This is a genomic window from Mycobacterium sp., from assembly GCF_035623875.1.
Taxonomy (GTDB): Bacteria; Actinomycetota; Actinomycetes; order Mycobacteriales; family Mycobacteriaceae; genus Mycobacterium.
In genome coordinates, this window is record NZ_DASPSP010000088.1 from 1 (window position 1) to 15,309 (window position 15,309).

Below are 15,309 nucleotides of genomic sequence, written 5' to 3' on the forward strand. Positions count from 1 at the left end.
GCTATCACCCCGGTTGCCGCGGTCACGCCCGCCTCCACCGACCCGAACGGGCCGTTGGTAATCGCCGTGCAGCATCCGAAGACCGGCTTCCACATCGCGGCGGCCATGGCGTCGGCTCCCCCGCCGATGGCGATAGTGAATTCACCAGGCGCGCTGGGCATTCCGACGATGGCGCTGTCGGCGTACCGCAACGCCGAGCGGATGATGGCGACAGCCGACCCTGGATGCGGCATCAGCTGGAACCTGCTGGCCGGTATCGGACGCATCGAATCGATGCACGCCAACGGCGGCGCCACCGACACGCACGGCACCGCGACACGGCCCATCTACGGCCCAGCTCTGGACGGCACACTGCCCGGCAACGAGGTCATCGTGCAAAGCAGCGGCGGCGGGCGGGTCACCTATGCCCGCGCGATTGGTCCAATGCAGTTCCTGCCGGGCACCTGGGCACGCTACGCCTCCGACGGCGACGGGGACGGCGTGGCCGATCCCCAGAACCTGTACGACGCCACGCTGGCCGCAGCTCGATACCTATGCACCGGCGGGCTGAACCTGCGCGACCAGTCGCAGGTCATGGCCGCCATCCTGCGCTACAACAACTCCATGCCGTATGCCGATAACGTGCTGGGCTGGGCCGCGGCGTACGCCACGGGCGTGGTCCCGGTCGACCTACCGCCGCTTACCGGACCCCCGCCGCCGCTCGCCGACCTGCATCTGGAGAGCCCCGAGGGCATCGGGCCGAACCTGCCGCTCAACGTCCACGGCCTGTCGCCGACCGACCCGCTGGCGCAGATGCCTTTGATCGACCTCAGTGGGGCCGGGGCCACCAATCAGCAACCGATGTGGCCATGGCAGCAGACCGCTCCTCGCCCGTCATGCACGGTGATCTGCATTGGCCAAGAAACTGAAGGCCCACAGCAACCGGGGCTGAATACGCCGCCGCCCGACGTGCCAGCGCTGGGTGCGCTTGGCCTGCCACCTGCCCCGCCTCCGGCAGGTCCGCCAGTCCCACCGCCCCCGGCGGCACCAGTCCCACCGGGTCCGCCGCCGCCGGCACCTGGACCCTAGGGCGCCCGTCGCCCCCTCGTCCGGACGCCAGTCGATGGTCTGGCTCCTCAGCGGGCCGTCCCGGCCCGCATCGTCGCCGACGTGAGTCGATCGTCCGGCTCCTCAGCGGGCCGTCCCGGCCCGCATCGTCGCCGAACTACACTCGGCGGTGATGTCCGAAACGCACCATGACGCCGACGACCGGGCCGCCAACGTTCGCGCCGCGCTGGCGAAGGTGATCGATCCTGAACTGCGGCGCCCCATCACCGAACTCGGGATGGTCAAAGGTATCCAGGTCAGCCCCGGCGGCGACGTGCATGTCGAGATCTACCTGACCACGGCGGCCTGCCCGAAGAAGACCGAAATCAGTGAGCGCGTGAACCAGGCCGTGACCGACGTTCCGGGCACCGGCTCGGTGAAGGTCAGCCTAGACGTGATGAATGACGAGCAGCGCACCGAACTGCGCAAACAATTACGCGGCGACGCCCGCGAGCCCGTCATCCCGTTCGCCCAGCCCGGATCGCTGACTCGGGTTTACGCGGTCGCTTCCGGCAAGGGCGGCGTCGGCAAGTCCACCGTGACGGTCAACCTGGCCGCGGCGATGGCCGGGCGCGGGGTGTCGGTTGGGGTACTCGACGCCGACATCCACGGCCACTCCATCCCGCGGATGATGGGCACCACCGACCGGCCCACTCAGGTCGAGTCGATGATCCTGCCGCCCATCGCCCACGAGGTGAAGGTCATCTCGATCGCGCAGTTCACCAAGGGCAACACGCCGGTGGTATGGCGCGGCCCGATGCTGCACCGGGCTTTGCAGCAGTTTCTCGCCGACGTGTACTGGGGCGACCTGGACGTACTGCTGCTCGACCTGCCGCCGGGCACCGGCGACATCGCCATCTCGGTGGCCCAGCTCATCCCGAACGCGGAAATCTTGGTGGTGACCACACCTCAGCTCGCGGCGGCTGAGGTCGCCGAACGGGCCGGCAGCATCGCGCTGCAGACCCGCCAGCGCATCGTCGGCGTCGTGGAGAACATGGCGGGGCTTTTGCTGCCGGACGGCTCGACGCTGCAAGTGTTCGGCGAGGGCGGCGGTCAGCGGGTCGCCGAGCGGCTTTCGCGTGCGGTCGGCGCCGACGTGCCGCTTCTCGGCCAGATCCCGTTGGATCCAGCGCTGGTCGCCGCGGGCGACGCCGGGCTACCGATCGTGCTCAGCGCTGCCGACTCGCCGGTGGGCAAGGCACTGCACAGCGTCGCCGACGCCCTGTCGTCGCGACGCCGCGGCCTGGCCGGTATGTCGCTGGGACTGGACCCGACGCGGCACTAGAGCCGTCGTCTTATTGTCCGGCTCTTCCCCGCAAGCGGGAGGTACCCCCCACCTCATCGCGCTACGCGTCCCCCTCGCCGCTGCGCGGCTGGGGGTGCCCCCACTGCATCGTCGCAGAACCTAGGTGGCGTCGGCGTCGAACGGTGCGGGCCCGGTCAGCGGCTGCTGCGGCTGGGGTGAGGGCGGCACGATCGGCTCGCTAGGCGTGCCCGACGAGGGCCGGTCGAAGTTGCCGGTGAACAGCGAGTCGTCGCCGTCGAAGAGGTGTTTGGTCAGCGCCGCGCGCGGCGTCAAACCGCGCAGCTTCTGCAGCTCGCTCAGCGGCTCGCGCAGCTCGTCGAATTCGGGCCCGATATCCTCGCGCAGCTGGGTCGTCATTCCGCTGAGGTAGTCGCGGGCCTGCCGCAACGCGGCGGCGGTCCACCTTATGGCGCCGGGGAGCCGCTCCGGGCCCAGGACAACCAGCCCGACCACCACGAGCACCAGCATTTCCCCCCAACCGACGTTGGCGAACATCTAGCTGGTGTCCGGACCGGGCGTCACCGTGAGCGTGACGTGGCGGCCGTCGCGAACCACCTCGACCGGGGCGGGCTGCCCGATCGTCAGCTGCCGCACGGCGACAACGAACTCCTCGGAGTCTGCGACCCCGCGGTTGCCCACCTTGACCACCACGTCATTTTCCAAAATCCCGCCCTTTTCCGCCGGGCTGCCCGCTTTCACGTTCGCGACCTGTGCACCCTGCGCGATCGCGTTGCTCACCGACCGGGTGCTCAGGCCCAGCGTCGAGTGCACGATCTTGCCGTCCTTGATCAACGTCTGGGCAACCAATTTCGCCTCGTTGATCGGGATCGCAAAGCCCAGCCCGCTGGCGCTGTCGGACAGCGACTTGCCGGCGGTGTCGATGCCGATGACCTGAGAATCCATGTTGATCAGCGGGCCACCGGAGTTGCCGTGGTTGATCGAGGCGTCGGTCTGGACGGCGTCGATGACGGTGTCGGTGTCCGAGCCCTCCCCCGACAGCGGGATGGGGCGGTGCAGTGCGCTGATGATGCCGTGCGTGACGGTGCTGCGCAGACCGAGAGGCGCACCCGCAGCAAGGACTTCGTCGCCGACGCGCACCTTGTCGGAGTCACCGAGCCGGGCTACGGACAGGTGGTCGACATTGTCCACCTTGAGGACGGCCAGATCGGTCTTGGGGTCGCGGCCGACCAGGTTGGCGGGCACTTCCTTGCCGTCGTTGAACACGACGGTGGTCTTGAACTGGCTAGGGTTGTTGGCCGCTTCGGAGATGACGTGGTTGTTGGTGACGATGTAGCCGCGGCCGTCGACGACGAAACCGGATCCCTGCATTCCTTCTTGATCGCTGACCGACTGAATCGTGACCACCGAATCAGCCACCGCGGCAGCGACTTTGGCGAATCGGCCGGCGGGTGATTCGCTGTTGCCGTTGGTCGCCAACGTCACCTTGGACGTCGTGAACGCCTCGACGACCTCGGCCGTCTTGCGCCCGACCACACCGCCGACCAGGCCGATCAACAACGCGAGGACCGCCAGCACCAGCAGCGCCAGGTAGGACACCCGTCCGCCGAACAGCACGTCGCGCACACCGAGCTGGTCGCGTTCCCCGCCGGCGCCGCGTAGGCCCGACGGCGTTACCGCCGGCTCGCCCAGAGCAGCGGCCGCACCCGGGTCGCGCCAGGGGTCGTCGGGTTCCTCTAGCTGATCTCTGTCGCCATCGAGCGCGCCGGCATCGGTCGGGTGGCGCTGCAACGACTCGGCTCCCGGAAAGGGACGGCCGAAGGCCTCCGAAAGAACCGGGTCGGCCGGTTCGTCGTGCGGGGTGAAATCACCCTGATCGCGATACTTCGGCGGACGCACCCTCTCGGCGACGAACGAGCCCTGCACGCCGTCGGGACGGCTGAAGGTCTGGCGCGACGCAGCGTCAACGGGCGGTCGTGAAATGGGTCGCGGCGCCAGCCGGGGGGCGCCGTTTTTGTCTTGGTCGGTGCTCACGTCATCCTCTTCCGAGCGCTGAAGAAACGCGCGCTATGGGCACGAGCACGGCGCTGTGCACCGGCTTGGCGAAACTGGTACCCACCTTACTGGGGCTCGCGCCGGTCAGGCGGGTTGCCGTGTGGCGGCGTGCCCCCACTTCGCTGCGTGCGGGGAGACCCCCAGGGGCCGCTCTGCGCATGGCCCGCATCGTCGTCGGGCGGGCAGTCCGGAATCTGCGACAGCAATCCCAGCAGCGTGCTGGGGATTCTGATCGGATGGGAGTCACGCAGCGCGGCGCGGGCCCGGCGTTGACCCTCCACCTCTGCGGCGCACTCCGGGCAAAGCGAAATGTGATGCGCTGCCCGCAGGTGCGCGTTCATCCGCAGCTCGCCGTCGACAAAGGCCGCGATCGCCTCGGTCGACAGATGCTCAGTAGAACCGAATTGCCGCGGAGCACCGACAGGCGCGTCGCTTTGCGAAGCGAATTGGGAGGGGAGCCAGGAGAACGCACGGCGGAACACATGTCCCCGCTCGATCATCACCGACTCCTCTCCGTATCACGTCGGTTTAAGCGGCACTACCTCGAATGTAGCGCGCTGCCCGATACGGAACACGAATGAACAGCGGATCAGGCGGCTTGTGTCTTACTCCGTGAGCTCCGGCCCAGTGATGCCAGCGCCGGCCGGCGAATGCTTCGCGCCCTCGGAATGCGCCGACAGGTAGTCACGCAGCGCTTGTCGTCCCCGGTGGATGCGGCTGCGCACCGTCCCGAGCTTCACCCCCAGGGTGGCCCCGATCTCCTCGTAGGACAGTCCTTCGATGTCGCACAGCACGACGGCTGCGCGGAACTCGGGCGGGAGTGAATCGAGCGCCGCTTGCAAGTCAGGACCCAGCCGCGACTCGTGGTAGATCTGCTCGGGGTTGGGCTCGTCTGCGGGCACCCGGTCGTAGTCGTCGGGCAACGCCTCCATCCGGACCCGGCCGCGGCGGCGCACCATGTCGAGAAACAAGTTCGTCGTAATACGGTGCAGCCAGCCTTCGAAGGTCCCCGGCTGGTAGTTCTGTACCGACCGGAAAACCCTGATGAAGGTCTCCTGGGTCAGGTCCTCGGCGTCGTGCTGATTGCCGGAAAGCCGATAGGCCAATCGGTATACCCGGTCGGCGTGCTGGCGAACAAGCTCATCCCACGACGGCATCGCCGCCTTGTCTCCGGTCGCGTCGAAGACGGCGGTGCCGTAGGGCTCGTCGTCAGCCTCGACCCAGTCGGCATCCCGATAGCGCTCGGGATGCGACATGCTGGCCGGGCTCATCAATGTGGTGATGTTCAATTCCTCCGGGTACAGACTGCCGTCGAGGTTAGGCAATTCCTCACCGCGCGCAACACGAAGGCGCGGCGATCTATTCCCGGACCAGCGGCCTCCACGTTCCATGGGGGATACCGTCGCCTACCGGCGTATGTGCGGTATGTGATCGCACTGAGCTTTCACTGAGAATGGGTGCCTACACCCCGTTGCGCTGGTCATATTCATCAAATTGTGACCTTGATCCGCCGCGAGGTGCGGGCGAGTCGCGGTCCCCCACAAGACGGCACCGGGCGCGCCTGTTCGCACGCGGCATCGGTTGGATTTACGCTGCGGGCATGGCCACCACCGACCCCACGCCGGGCCAGTCGGCTCCAGCGAGTCGGGCCGAATTGCTCTCGGCACACGCGGAGGGCTCGATCTCCGAAGACGCGGTTCTGTTGGCGGCGCGCGAACGCGCGGTCGACATCGGCGCCGGTGCGGTGACCCCCGCGGTAGGAGCACTGCTCAGCCTGCTGGCCAAGCTCAGTGGCGGCAAATCCGTCGTCGAAGTGGGCACGGGTGCGGGGGTCAGCAGCCTGTGGTTGTTGTCGGGGATGAGCGAAGACGGCGTGTTGACCACGATCGACATTGAGCCCGAGCACCAGCTGATCGCCAAGCAGGCGTTTTCCGACGCCGGGATCGGACCGTCGCGAACGCGGCTGATCAGCGGCCGGGCTCAGGAGGTGCTGACCCGGTTGGCCGACGAGTCCTATGACCTGGTCTTCATCGACGCCGACCCGCTCGATCAGCCAGATTATGTGGTCGAGGGAGTACGGCTGCTGCGCTCCGGCGGGGCCATCGTCGTTCATGGGGCCGCGTTGGGTGGCCGGGCCGGCGACCCCGCGGCCCACGACGCAGACGTCGCGGCGGTGCGCGAAGCGGCGCGACTGATCGCCGAGAACGAGCTGCTCACCCCGGCGCTGGTGCCGCTTGGCGACGGTCTGCTCGCCGCGGTCCGCGACTGATCCAGCCTTTTACGGATTCCTGACGGCGTGGCCGCTTGACGCCAGGCTGAACGGCTGTTTAATGTCCTGAACATGCGTTCAGCCGACGATTTGACCGCCGCGGCCAGGATCCGCGACGCGGCGATCGAGCAGTTCGGCGAGTACGGCTTCGGCGTCGGACTGCGCTCGATTGCCGAGGCGGCGGGAGTGAGCGCGGCGCTTGTCATCCACCATTTCGGCTCCAAGGACGGTCTGCGCAAAGCCTGCGACGACTACGTCGCCGAAGAGATCCGCAGCGGAAAGTCCGAGGCCATGCGCTCCAGCGATCCGGCTAACTGGTTCGCCGCGATGGCCGAGATCGAGGAGTACGCACCCTTGATGGCCTACTTGGTGCGCACCATGCAATCCGGTGGCGAGCTGGCGAACACGTTATGGCGCAAGATGATCGACGATGCCGAGAGTTACCTCGACGAAGGGGTGCGTACCGGCATCCTGAAAGCCAGCCGAGATCCGCGCGCGCGGGCGAGGTATCTGGCGATCACCGGCGGCGGTGGTTTCCTGCTGTATCTGCAGATGCATGAAACGCCGGCGGATTTACGCGCAGTACTGCGCGACTACGCCCGCGACATGGTCCTGCCTGCGCTCGAGCTCTACACCGACGGACTGATGGCCGACAGCACTATGTACGACGCTTTCCTCGCCGACGCCGAACAAGGAGAATCCGATGCCCGCTGACAACTACGACAGCCGCCAGGCACCAATCGAAATTCGCGATCTGACAAAGAATTTCGGTTCAGTTCGGGCACTGGACGGCCTCGAGCTGACAGTACGCGAGGGCGAGGTGCACGGATTCCTCGGACCCAACGGTGCCGGAAAGTCGACGACGATCCGCATACTGCTGGGAGTGGTGAAGGCCGACAGCGGAACGGCTCGGCTGCTCGGCGGCAACCCGTGGACGGACGCCGTCGAGTTGCACCGCCAGATCGCCTATGTCCCAGGCGACGTGACCCTGTGGCCCAATCTCACCGGTGGTGAGACCATCGACCTGCTGGCACGCATGCGCGGCGGCATCGACGAGAAGCGTCGCGCAGACCTGATCGAGCGCTTCGAACTGGATCCGCACAAGAAGGCACGAACCTACTCCAAGGGAAACCGCCAGAAAGTCTCGTTGATTTCGGCGTTCTCGTCACGGGCCCGGCTACTGCTGCTCGACGAGCCGAGTAGCGGTCTGGACCCCTTGATGGAGAACATCTTTCAACAATGCGTCGCAGAAGCGCGGGACCGAGGCACGACCGTCCTGCTGTCCAGTCACATCCTGGCCGAAACCGAGGCCCTGTGCGAGCAGGTGACAATCATCCGGGCCGGCAAGACCGTCGAGAGCGGCTCGCTGGATTCGATGCGTCATCTCAGCCGCACGTCGATCAAGGCGGAATTACTCGGAGATCCAGGCGATCTCACGCGAATCCGCGGCGTCGAAGATGTCACCATCGACGGAACCACGCTGCGGGCGCACGTCGACAGCGAGAGTCTCGGTGAACTCATCCGGGTGCTTGGCGGCGCGGGCGTACGCAGCCTGATCAGCCAGCCGCCCACCCTGGAAGAACTCTTCCTGCGCCACTACGGCGTCGGCACCGACGGCCAGCGCGACGTCAGCAGCCGAGAGGTGCGGGCATGACCACCTCGACCTTGGATCGTCCCCACCATCGCGCACACCAGGCGCCGCAACGCGGTTCGGCGTTCACCGGCACGCTCGAGATGCTGCGGCTTTACCTGCGGCGCGACCGGGTGGTCTTGCCGCTATGGGTGTTGCTGCTGTCAGTACCGCTGGCGGCCGTCTATGTCGGCAGCATCGAGAAGGTCTACCCCGACCAAGCGGCCCGCGCTGCTTTTGCCGCCTCGATCATGGCCAGCCCCGCGCAACGGGCGCTCTATGGACAGATCTACAACGACAGCGTTGGCGCAACCGGCATCTGGAAAGCCGGAATGTTCCATCTGCTGATCGCCGTAGCGGTCATTCTCACTGTCATCCGCCACACCCGCGCTGACGAAGAAACTGGCCGCGCCGAGCTGATCGACTCGACCGCAGTGGGCCGGTATGCCAGCCTGACCGCGGCCCTGCTGCTGTCGTTCGGGGCGTCGGTGATCACCGGCGCTATCGGGGCGGCCGGCCTGCTGGACACCAGCGTGCCGCCGGGCGGCTCGATGGCGTTCGGGGCCGCGCTGGCCGGCTCCGGCGCGGTGTTCACCGCGGTCGCCGCGGTAGCTGCGCAACTCTCACCCAGCGCGCGGTTCGCCCGCGGCGCTGCATTCGCAGTGCTGGCAACCGCATTCACGCTGCGCGCCGTCGGTGATGCCGGCTCAGGCACCTTGTCGTGGCTCTCACCGCTGGGCTGGTCGCTGCAGGTTCGTCCGTATGCGGGCGACCGGTGGTGGGTCCTGTTGCTGCATGTTGTGACGACCATGTTGCTCACCGCGCTGGCATACCGGCTCCTTGCCGGTCGCGATGTCGGTGCGGGCTTGATCGCGGAACGTTCAGGTCCCGCGAGGGCAACGCCGTTGCTGCGGGACGCGTTTGGGTTGGCCTGGCGGCTGGATCGCAGCTCACTGCTGCTGTGGACTGTCGGGCTGTGCCTGTATGGCTTGCTGATCGGCAGCGTCGTGCACGGCATCGGCGACGAACTAGGCGGCGGTACGGCCCGAGATATTGTCGAGCGCATGGGCGGCACCGCTGCTTTGGAGCAGGCCTTCGTCGCGGTGGCGTTTTGCATGCTGGGCATGATGGCCGCCGCGTTTGCGATCTCGCTGGCGCTGCGGCCGCATCACGAGGAGGCCAGCCAGCGAGCCGAGACCGTGCTGGGTGGCGCGGTAGGCCGGAGCCGTTGGCTGGCGGGCCATCTGGCGATCGCGCTGCTAGGTTCTGCCGTCGCGATGTTGATTGCCGGATCAGCAGCCGGACTGACCTACGGAGTCGCTGCCCACGACATCGGCGGCAAGCTGTCCATGGTCGTCGCTACCGCCGCCGTGCAACTGCCCGCCGTCTGGCTTTCCGCCGCAGTGACCGTCGCGTTGTTCGGGCTGGCGCCGAGGTTCAGCCCGCTGTCTTGGGGCGTGCTGGTCGCATTCGTCGCGCTCTACCTGATCGGTTCGCTGTCGGGCTTTTCCCAGTGGCTGCTCGACCTCGAACCGTTCGCGCACATTCCGCGGGTCACCTGCGGCGCCTTCACGCCAGTTCCACTTCTGTGGTTGTTGTTGATCGACGCCGCGCTGATCGGGCTGGGAATGGCGGCCTTCCGCCGCCGCGACGTGCAGACCTGAGGAGGCTGTGATGAAAACGGTTGGCAAAGGATTAGTTTCAGCTGCTTTGGGCCTGGTGGCCTTCGGATTGATGCTGTTCCTGCCGGCGGGGACGTTGGATTACTGGCAGGCATGGGTCTTCCTCACGGTATTCGCGCTCGCCACCTGGATCCCCAGCATTTACTTGATGCACACGAACCCGGCCGCGCTCGATCGGCGCATGCGTGCCGGGCCGTTGGCCGAGACCCGAACGCTGCAGCGGATCGTCCACACCGTCGTGTTTATCTGCTTTCCGGCGATGCTCGTGGTCAGTGCGCTTGATCACCGCTTCGGATGGTCGCCGGTATCGGCAACGGTCTCGCTGGTTGGCGACGTCCTAGTCGCGATCGGGCTCGGCGTCGCCATGCTGGTGGTCATCCAAAACGGCTATGCCGCTGTCAATGTCACCGTCGAGGCGGGCCAGCACCTCGTTTCCACCGGGCTGTACGGGCTGGTGCGGCACCCGATGTACACCGGAAACGTCATCCTAATGATCGGCGTCCCGTTGGCGCTCGGCTCGTATTGGGGGTTGGTCTTCGTCATCCCCGGCCTGATCGTGCTCGTCCTGCGCATCCGCGATGAAGAAGAACTCCTCGACCAGGAGCTGAGCGGCTACCGCGAGTACACCCGACAGGTGCACTACCGCTTAGTGCCCTACGTGTGGTAGGCGCCGCGGTGCTGATTGGGTTCGGAGTCGCGGGCTATCGCCGCCGCGACGCAGTGTAAGGGGGATCCGTGAAAACCGTTCCTAAAGTAGTGGCATTCTCCATCGTTGGAACTGTCATGTTCGGGTCGATGCTGTTCTTGCCAGCAGGCACGTTCAACTACTGGCAAGCATGGGTTTTTCTGGTGGTGTTTGCCCTCTCGACGTTGACCCCGAGCATCTATTTGCTGCGCACCAACCCCGCTGCACTCGAGCGGCGGATGCGTACCGGACCGGTCGCGGAAACCAGGCCGGTGCAGAAGGTGGTTATTGTCGTCGCGTTCTTGTCACTGGTAGCGCTGATCGTGGTCAGCGTCCTTGACCATCGCTTTGGCTGGTCGCCAGTACCGGCCGCCATCTGCTTGGTTGGCGACGTTCTGGTAGCCGTTGGACTTGGTATGGCCATGCTGGTAGTCATCCAGAACGGCTACGCCGCCTCGACCATCACGGTCGAGTCCGGCCAGAAGCTGGTTTCCACCGGCCTGTATGCGCTGGTGCGCCACCCGATGTACACCGGAAACACAATCATGATGCTGGGCGTGCCGCTCGCGCTCGGGTCTTACTGGGGACTCGTCTTCGTCATACCTGGCCTGCTCGCGCTGGCCGTCCGCATTGGCGACGAAGAACAGCTACTCAAGCAAGAACTGGAGGGATACAGCGAGTACGCGCAAAAGGTTCACTATCGTCTGGTGCCCTATGTGTGGTAGGACGGCCGACCTCTAGATCCAGACGCCTTTGCCTACGGCGACAACGCCGCCGGCGCTGATCGCGAAGCGTTCGCGATCCTTCTCCAGGTCCACCCCGACCATCTCGCCTGGTCCGACAACGACGTTCTTGTCCAGGATTGCGTGACGCACCACTGCGCCGCGGCCAACGCGCGTGCCCGGCATGATCACGCTGCCCTCCACGATCGCGCCGTCATCGACGACGACGTTCGATGACAGCACCGAGTTGCGGACCGAAGCGGCCGAGATGATGCTGCCCGCCCCGACCACCGACTCTTGTGCCGAGCCACCGTTGACGAACTTGGCCGGCGCCAGATTCTCCGACTCTCCGCGGATCGGCCAGCGCTTGTTGTAGAGGTTGAACACCGGATGCACCGAGACCAGGTCCATGTGGGCGTCGTAAAAGGCGTCCAGCGTACCGACGTCGCGCCAGTAGGCCCGGTCGCGGTCGGTGGCGCCGGGCACCTCGTTGTCGAAGAAGTCGTAGACCGCGGCCAATCCGTCGGAAACCAGCCGCGGAATGATGTCACCGCCCATGTCGTGGTCGGAATGGTCGTCGTCGGCATCGGCACGGATCGCATCGATGAGCACTTTAGTGGTGAAGATGTAGTTGCCCATCGACACGAAAGTCGAATCCGGGTCTTCGTGCGCGCCGGGCGGCTCAACCGGCTTCTCGATGAAGCTGCGGATGCGCCCGGAATCGTCGGCGTCCAGACACCCGAACGCACTCGCCTCGGCGCGGGGCACCCGGATACCGGCCACCGTCACTCCAGCGCTGCTGTCGATGTGGAACCGCAGCATCTGCTCCGGGTCCATCCGGTAGACGTGGTCGGCACCGAAAACCACGATGTAGTCAGGATCCTCGTCGTAAATCAGGTTCAGCGATTGATAGATCGCGTCTGCGGAGCCGGTGTACCAGCGCGGGCCGAGCCGCTGCTGGGCCGGAACCGGGGTGATGTACTCACCGGCCAACCCGGACAACCGCCAATTCTGCGAAATATGACGGTCCAGCGAATGCGACTTGTATTGGGTGAGAACACAGATCCTGAGGTAACGGGCGTTGACCAAGTTGGAAAGCACGAAGTCGATCAGCCGATAGGCGCCGCCGAAGGGAACCGCGGGTTTGGCCCGGTCCGCGGTCAACGGATACAACCGCTTGCCCTCCCCCCCGGCCAGGACGATGCCCAGCACGTGTGGTGCTTCCCTCATGTATCAAACCTATCGGCCGTCGCGAACCGCTGCCAGGTCATTTCCCTTAAATACCCACGGCGACGGACTGTCCATCAAGCTATTTGGGTCAACCCGGCGACCGCGCTGTCCGGAAGCGACTACTACCGTGCCGGGTATGCGGGTGGCGATGATGACTCGGGAGTATCCGCCAGAGGTCTACGGCGGCGCGGGGGTGCACGTAACCGAGCTCGTGGCACAGCTGCGCAAGCTGTGCGAGGTCGATGTGCACTGCATGGGCGCGCCCCGGGCGGGCGTGTTCACGTATCAACCCGACTCGCAGCTGCGCGGCGCGAACCCGGCACTGTCGACGTTGTCGTCCGATTTGGTGATGGCCAATGCCGCCGCGGCGGCCACCGTGGTCCACACCCACACCTGGTACACCGGCTTGGCCGGGCAGCTGGCCGCATTGCTCTACGACATCCCGCATGTGTTGACCGCGCATTCGCTGGAGCCGTTGCGGCCATGGAAGGCCGAACAGCTCGGCGGTGGCTACCGGATCTCGTCGTGGGTGGAGCAGAGCGCGGTGACCGCCGCGGACGCCGTCATCGCCGTCAGCTCGGGCATGCGCGCCGACGTGTTGCGGGTCTATCCGGCGCTGGATCCCGGCCGGGTGCATGTCGTGCGCAACGGGATCGACACCGAGGTCTGGCACCCGGCCGAGCCGTTGGGGTCCCTCCCGGCGGAGTCGGTGCTGGCCGACCTCGGCGTCGACCGCGACCGGCCGATGGTGGCATTCGTCGGGCGGATCACCCGGCAGAAAGGCGTCGCCCACCTGCTGGCAGCCGCACATCGGTTCAGTCCCGACGTGCAGTTGGTGCTGTGCGCCGGAGCGCCCGACACGCCGGAAATCGCCGCTGAAGTGGCCGCCGGGGTGGCCGAGCTGGCCGACACCGGCACCGGCGTGTTCTGGCTCAGGGAAATGCTGCCCATCGGGAAGATACGCGAGATACTTTCGGCCGCAACAGTTTTCGTATGCCCTTCAGTCTATGAGCCGTTGGGTATCGTCAACCTCGAAGCGATGGCATGCAGCACCGCGGTGGTGGCCTCCGACGTCGGTGGCATACCCGAGGTGGTCGACGACGGAGTGACCGGTTCGCTGGTGCACTACGACCCCGACGATCCCATCGGTTACCAGACCAGGCTCGCTGGGGCGGTCAACGCCCTGATCGCCGATCCCGAAAAGGCGGAGCGCTACGGCCAAGCGGGACGGAAGCGCTGCATCGCGGAATTCTCCTGGGCGCGCATTGCAGAACAGACGCTGGAGATCTACCGGAAGGTGGCTTAGCTGGTGACGCCTTTGAGTTCGTCGCCCAGTGCGGCGGCTTCGTCGGGTGTCAGCTCGACGACGAGTCGACCACCGCCCTCCAGCGGTACCCGCATCACGATGCCGCGCCCCTCCTTGGTCGCTTCCAGTGGACCGTCTCCGGTCCGGGGCTTCATCGCCGCCATCGGGTGCTCCCTCCAGGTTCGAGCCGGCCCGCCGTCACGGACCTGGTGTGCGCCGGGTATGCCCGGCCAGCGGAATTCCAGCCATCCCCGGCATTGAACTGCAAATTCACCCCTCCATTGTTCCCTATCCGAGCCGACAGGTGTACATGACCTCCGGGTCGGCGTTTCAATCGGCCGTCGAAGGTACCCAGCATGTTCGCAGGTGATCGTCGACCATCCCGGTCGCCTGCATTAACGCGTACGCGGTAGTCGGCCCGACGAATCGGAACCCGCGCCGTTTCAATTCGCGTGCCATGGCTGTGGATTCCGCGGTTGTGGCCGGGACTTCGGAAGCGTCCGCGGGCCTTTGCGAGCGCAGCCGCGGCACCGGCGCGAACGACCACAGCAACTCGGAGAGGTCCTCGACGTCGGCAGCGGCACGCGCGTTGGCAATCGTCGCCTCGATCTTGGCGCGGTTGCGGACGATTCCTTGGTCGGCCATCAGCCGGGCCACGTCGGCATCGGTGTAGCGGGCGACCGTCTCGATGTCGAAGCCGGAGAAGGCGTGCCGGAAGTTTTCTCGCTTGCGCAGAATAGTCAGCCAGGAAAGGCCGCTTTGAAAGGCCTCCAGACTCATCCGCTCGAACAACGGCACCCGCCCGCGCAGGGGCCGGCCCCATTCCTGGTCGTGGTAGTCGCGGTAGAGGGCGAAGTCCGGGCCCGGCCGACCTAGCGCCCAGTCGCATCGGACCAGCCCGTCGTCGGGCAGCACGGTCATGTCGGCTCCTGGTCGTCGGCACCGTCGGCGCCGGGATCTGCGTCGTCGGCCCTGACACCGGCGGCGGCCGCGGCGTGCACCGACGAGAGTTGGCCGCGCAGCAGGTCGAGTTCCTGGCCGAGCCGGTCCAGCACCCAGTCCACCTCGCTGGTCTTGTAGCCGCGCAGCGTCTGGGTGAACTTCACCGCGTCGACGTCGGCGCCGGTGACACCCGAGGCGGGCAAGACCGTCGGCGTCGTCCCCCTGGGCAGCGGCGGTAGCGGCTCACCACGGCCGAACAGCAAACTGACCACACCGAACAACACGATGGCTACCAGGACGAGCACCACTACGTAGAGCAACACCAATGCCACGTCACCGATATTGCCTTATTAGTTCCGTGGCGACCCGCTGCGTCGGTCTTAGCGCGGAGGCCGCAGCGGTCTCTGGTGGCGACCCGCTGCGCCCGGCTCCGCCGCG

The 15,309-nt window shown here is 66.3% G+C and carries 17 protein-coding genes; 9 read left to right on the forward strand and 8 right to left on the reverse strand.

Translation table 11 applies throughout. The annotated features are described in order from the left end of the window. Together VEI45_RS07135 and VEI45_RS07140 are read left to right on the forward strand one after the other, a co-directional pair. The coding region (locus VEI45_RS07135) for a lytic transglycosylase domain-containing protein (protein WP_324851484.1) at positions 1-1,068 on the forward strand (1,068 nt) is incomplete at its 5' end. 124 nt (positions 1,069-1,192) lie between these two features. After that, complete coding sequence (locus tag VEI45_RS07140; RefSeq protein ID WP_324851637.1) at positions 1,193-2,371, forward strand: Mrp/NBP35 family ATP-binding protein; 1,179 nt, start codon at positions 1,193-1,195, stop codon at positions 2,369-2,371. A 120-nt stretch (positions 2,372-2,491) separates the two neighbouring features. Here VEI45_RS07140 and tatB read toward each other — a convergent pair whose 3' ends face one another. The 4 genes from tatB to sigE form a co-directional block, all read right to left on the reverse strand. After that, positions 2,492-2,887, reverse strand: a complete 396-nt coding sequence (gene tatB, locus VEI45_RS07145) for a Sec-independent protein translocase protein TatB (RefSeq protein ID WP_324851486.1) — start codon at positions 2,885-2,887, stop codon at positions 2,492-2,494. Then, a complete protein-coding gene (locus tag VEI45_RS07150) occupies positions 2,888-4,384 on the reverse strand; it encodes a S1C family serine protease (protein WP_324851488.1) in 1,497 nt (498 codons plus the stop codon). Between the two features lie 86 nt (positions 4,385-4,470). Continuing rightward, complete coding sequence (gene rseA / locus VEI45_RS07155) at positions 4,471-4,905, reverse strand: anti-sigma E factor RseA (protein WP_324851490.1); 435 nt, start codon at positions 4,903-4,905, stop codon at positions 4,471-4,473. A 105-nt stretch (positions 4,906-5,010) separates the two neighbouring features. Beyond that, positions 5,011-5,796, reverse strand: coding sequence for an RNA polymerase sigma factor SigE (gene sigE, locus VEI45_RS07160; protein ID WP_324851492.1), 786 nt, complete (start codon positions 5,794-5,796; stop codon positions 5,011-5,013). 209 nt (positions 5,797-6,005) lie between these two features. Here sigE and VEI45_RS07165 point away from each other — a divergent pair, with 209 nt between their 5' ends. The 6 genes from VEI45_RS07165 to VEI45_RS07190 all read left to right on the forward strand — a co-directional run bounded on the left by VEI45_RS07165 (position 6,006) and on the right by VEI45_RS07190 (position 11,396). Further along, positions 6,006-6,674 carry an O-methyltransferase gene (locus VEI45_RS07165; protein ID WP_324851493.1) on the forward strand — a complete coding sequence of 223 codons (669 nt, stop codon included), beginning with the start codon at positions 6,006-6,008 and terminating at the stop codon, positions 6,672-6,674. Positions 6,675-6,746: 72 nt separating this feature from the next. Beyond that, positions 6,747-7,388, forward strand: a complete 642-nt coding sequence (locus tag VEI45_RS07170) for a TetR/AcrR family transcriptional regulator (RefSeq protein ID WP_324851495.1) — start codon at positions 6,747-6,749, stop codon at positions 7,386-7,388. Then, the gene (locus VEI45_RS07175; RefSeq protein ID WP_324851497.1) at positions 7,378-8,328 is read left to right on the forward strand and encodes an ABC transporter ATP-binding protein; all 951 of its coding nucleotides are present in this window, start codon (positions 7,378-7,380) and stop codon (positions 8,326-8,328) included. Before VEI45_RS07170 ends, VEI45_RS07175 begins: the two co-directional genes overlap by 11 nt. Then, complete coding sequence (locus VEI45_RS07180) at positions 8,325-9,968, forward strand: ABC transporter permease (protein ID WP_324851499.1); 1,644 nt, start codon at positions 8,325-8,327, stop codon at positions 9,966-9,968. The genes VEI45_RS07175 and VEI45_RS07180 overlap by 4 nt, the downstream gene beginning before the upstream one ends. A gap of 10 nt (positions 9,969-9,978) precedes the next feature. Continuing rightward, complete coding sequence (locus VEI45_RS07185; RefSeq protein WP_324851501.1) at positions 9,979-10,653, forward strand: isoprenylcysteine carboxylmethyltransferase family protein; 675 nt, start codon at positions 9,979-9,981, stop codon at positions 10,651-10,653. A gap of 68 nt (positions 10,654-10,721) precedes the next feature. Then, on the forward strand, positions 10,722-11,396 hold the full coding sequence (locus VEI45_RS07190) for an isoprenylcysteine carboxylmethyltransferase family protein (RefSeq protein WP_324851503.1): 675 nt from the start codon (positions 10,722-10,724) through the stop codon (positions 11,394-11,396). Between the two features lie 12 nt (positions 11,397-11,408). Here the strand turns inward: VEI45_RS07190 and glgC are convergent, their stop codons facing one another. Beyond that, the gene (gene glgC / locus VEI45_RS07195) at positions 11,409-12,623 is read right to left on the reverse strand and encodes a glucose-1-phosphate adenylyltransferase (RefSeq protein WP_324851505.1); all 1,215 of its coding nucleotides are present in this window, start codon (positions 12,621-12,623) and stop codon (positions 11,409-11,411) included. 136 nt (positions 12,624-12,759) lie between these two features. On the opposite strand from glgC, the gene glgA reads away from it, so the two are divergent. Beyond that, on the forward strand, positions 12,760-13,929 hold the full coding sequence (glgA, locus tag VEI45_RS07200; protein WP_324851507.1) for a glycogen synthase: 1,170 nt from the start codon (positions 12,760-12,762) through the stop codon (positions 13,927-13,929). On the opposite strand, the gene VEI45_RS07205 is transcribed toward glgA, so the two are convergent. From VEI45_RS07205 to VEI45_RS07215, 3 genes are all read right to left on the reverse strand, one after another. Beyond that, on the reverse strand, positions 13,926-14,093 hold the full coding sequence (locus VEI45_RS07205) for a DUF3117 domain-containing protein (protein ID WP_003406247.1): 168 nt from the start codon (positions 14,091-14,093) through the stop codon (positions 13,926-13,928). The genes glgA and VEI45_RS07205 overlap by 4 nt on opposite strands. A 166-nt stretch (positions 14,094-14,259) precedes the next feature. After that, positions 14,260-14,841, reverse strand: a complete 582-nt coding sequence (locus VEI45_RS07210) for a DNA-3-methyladenine glycosylase I (protein WP_324851639.1) — start codon at positions 14,839-14,841, stop codon at positions 14,260-14,262. A gap of 5 nt (positions 14,842-14,846) precedes the next feature. Continuing rightward, entirely contained in the window at positions 14,847-15,203 is a 357-nt protein-coding gene (locus tag VEI45_RS07215; RefSeq protein WP_324851635.1) for a DivIVA domain-containing protein, read from the reverse strand. Positions 15,204-15,309 lie beyond the last annotated feature (106 nt).

What these genes read in the sequence shown, in the direction of transcription:
- tatB (WP_324851486.1), bottom strand. Translation starts at nt 2,887, where the DNA reads ATGTTCGCCAACGTCGGTTGGGGGGAAATGCTGGTGCTCGTGGTGGTC.
- rseA (WP_324851490.1), bottom strand. Translation starts at nt 4,905, where the DNA reads ATGATCGAGCGGGGACATGTGTTCCGCCGTGCGTTCTCCTGGCTCCCC.
- sigE (WP_324851492.1), bottom strand. Translation starts at nt 5,796, where the DNA reads ATGGAACGTGGAGGCCGCTGGTCCGGGAATAGATCGCCGCGCCTTCGT.
- VEI45_RS07165 (WP_324851493.1), top strand. Translation starts at nt 6,006, where the DNA reads ATGGCCACCACCGACCCCACGCCGGGCCAGTCGGCTCCAGCGAGTCGG.
- VEI45_RS07170 (WP_324851495.1), top strand. Translation starts at nt 6,747, where the DNA reads ATGCGTTCAGCCGACGATTTGACCGCCGCGGCCAGGATCCGCGACGCG.
- VEI45_RS07175 (WP_324851497.1), top strand. Translation starts at nt 7,378, where the DNA reads ATGCCCGCTGACAACTACGACAGCCGCCAGGCACCAATCGAAATTCGC.
- VEI45_RS07180 (WP_324851499.1), top strand. Translation starts at nt 8,325, where the DNA reads ATGACCACCTCGACCTTGGATCGTCCCCACCATCGCGCACACCAGGCG.
- VEI45_RS07185 (WP_324851501.1), top strand. Translation starts at nt 9,979, where the DNA reads ATGAAAACGGTTGGCAAAGGATTAGTTTCAGCTGCTTTGGGCCTGGTG.
- glgC (WP_324851505.1), bottom strand. Translation starts at nt 12,623, where the DNA reads ATGAGGGAAGCACCACACGTGCTGGGCATCGTCCTGGCCGGGGGGGAG.
- glgA (WP_324851507.1), top strand. Translation starts at nt 12,760, where the DNA reads ATGCGGGTGGCGATGATGACTCGGGAGTATCCGCCAGAGGTCTACGGC.
- VEI45_RS07205 (WP_003406247.1), bottom strand. Translation starts at nt 14,093, where the DNA reads ATGGCGGCGATGAAGCCCCGGACCGGAGACGGTCCACTGGAAGCGACC.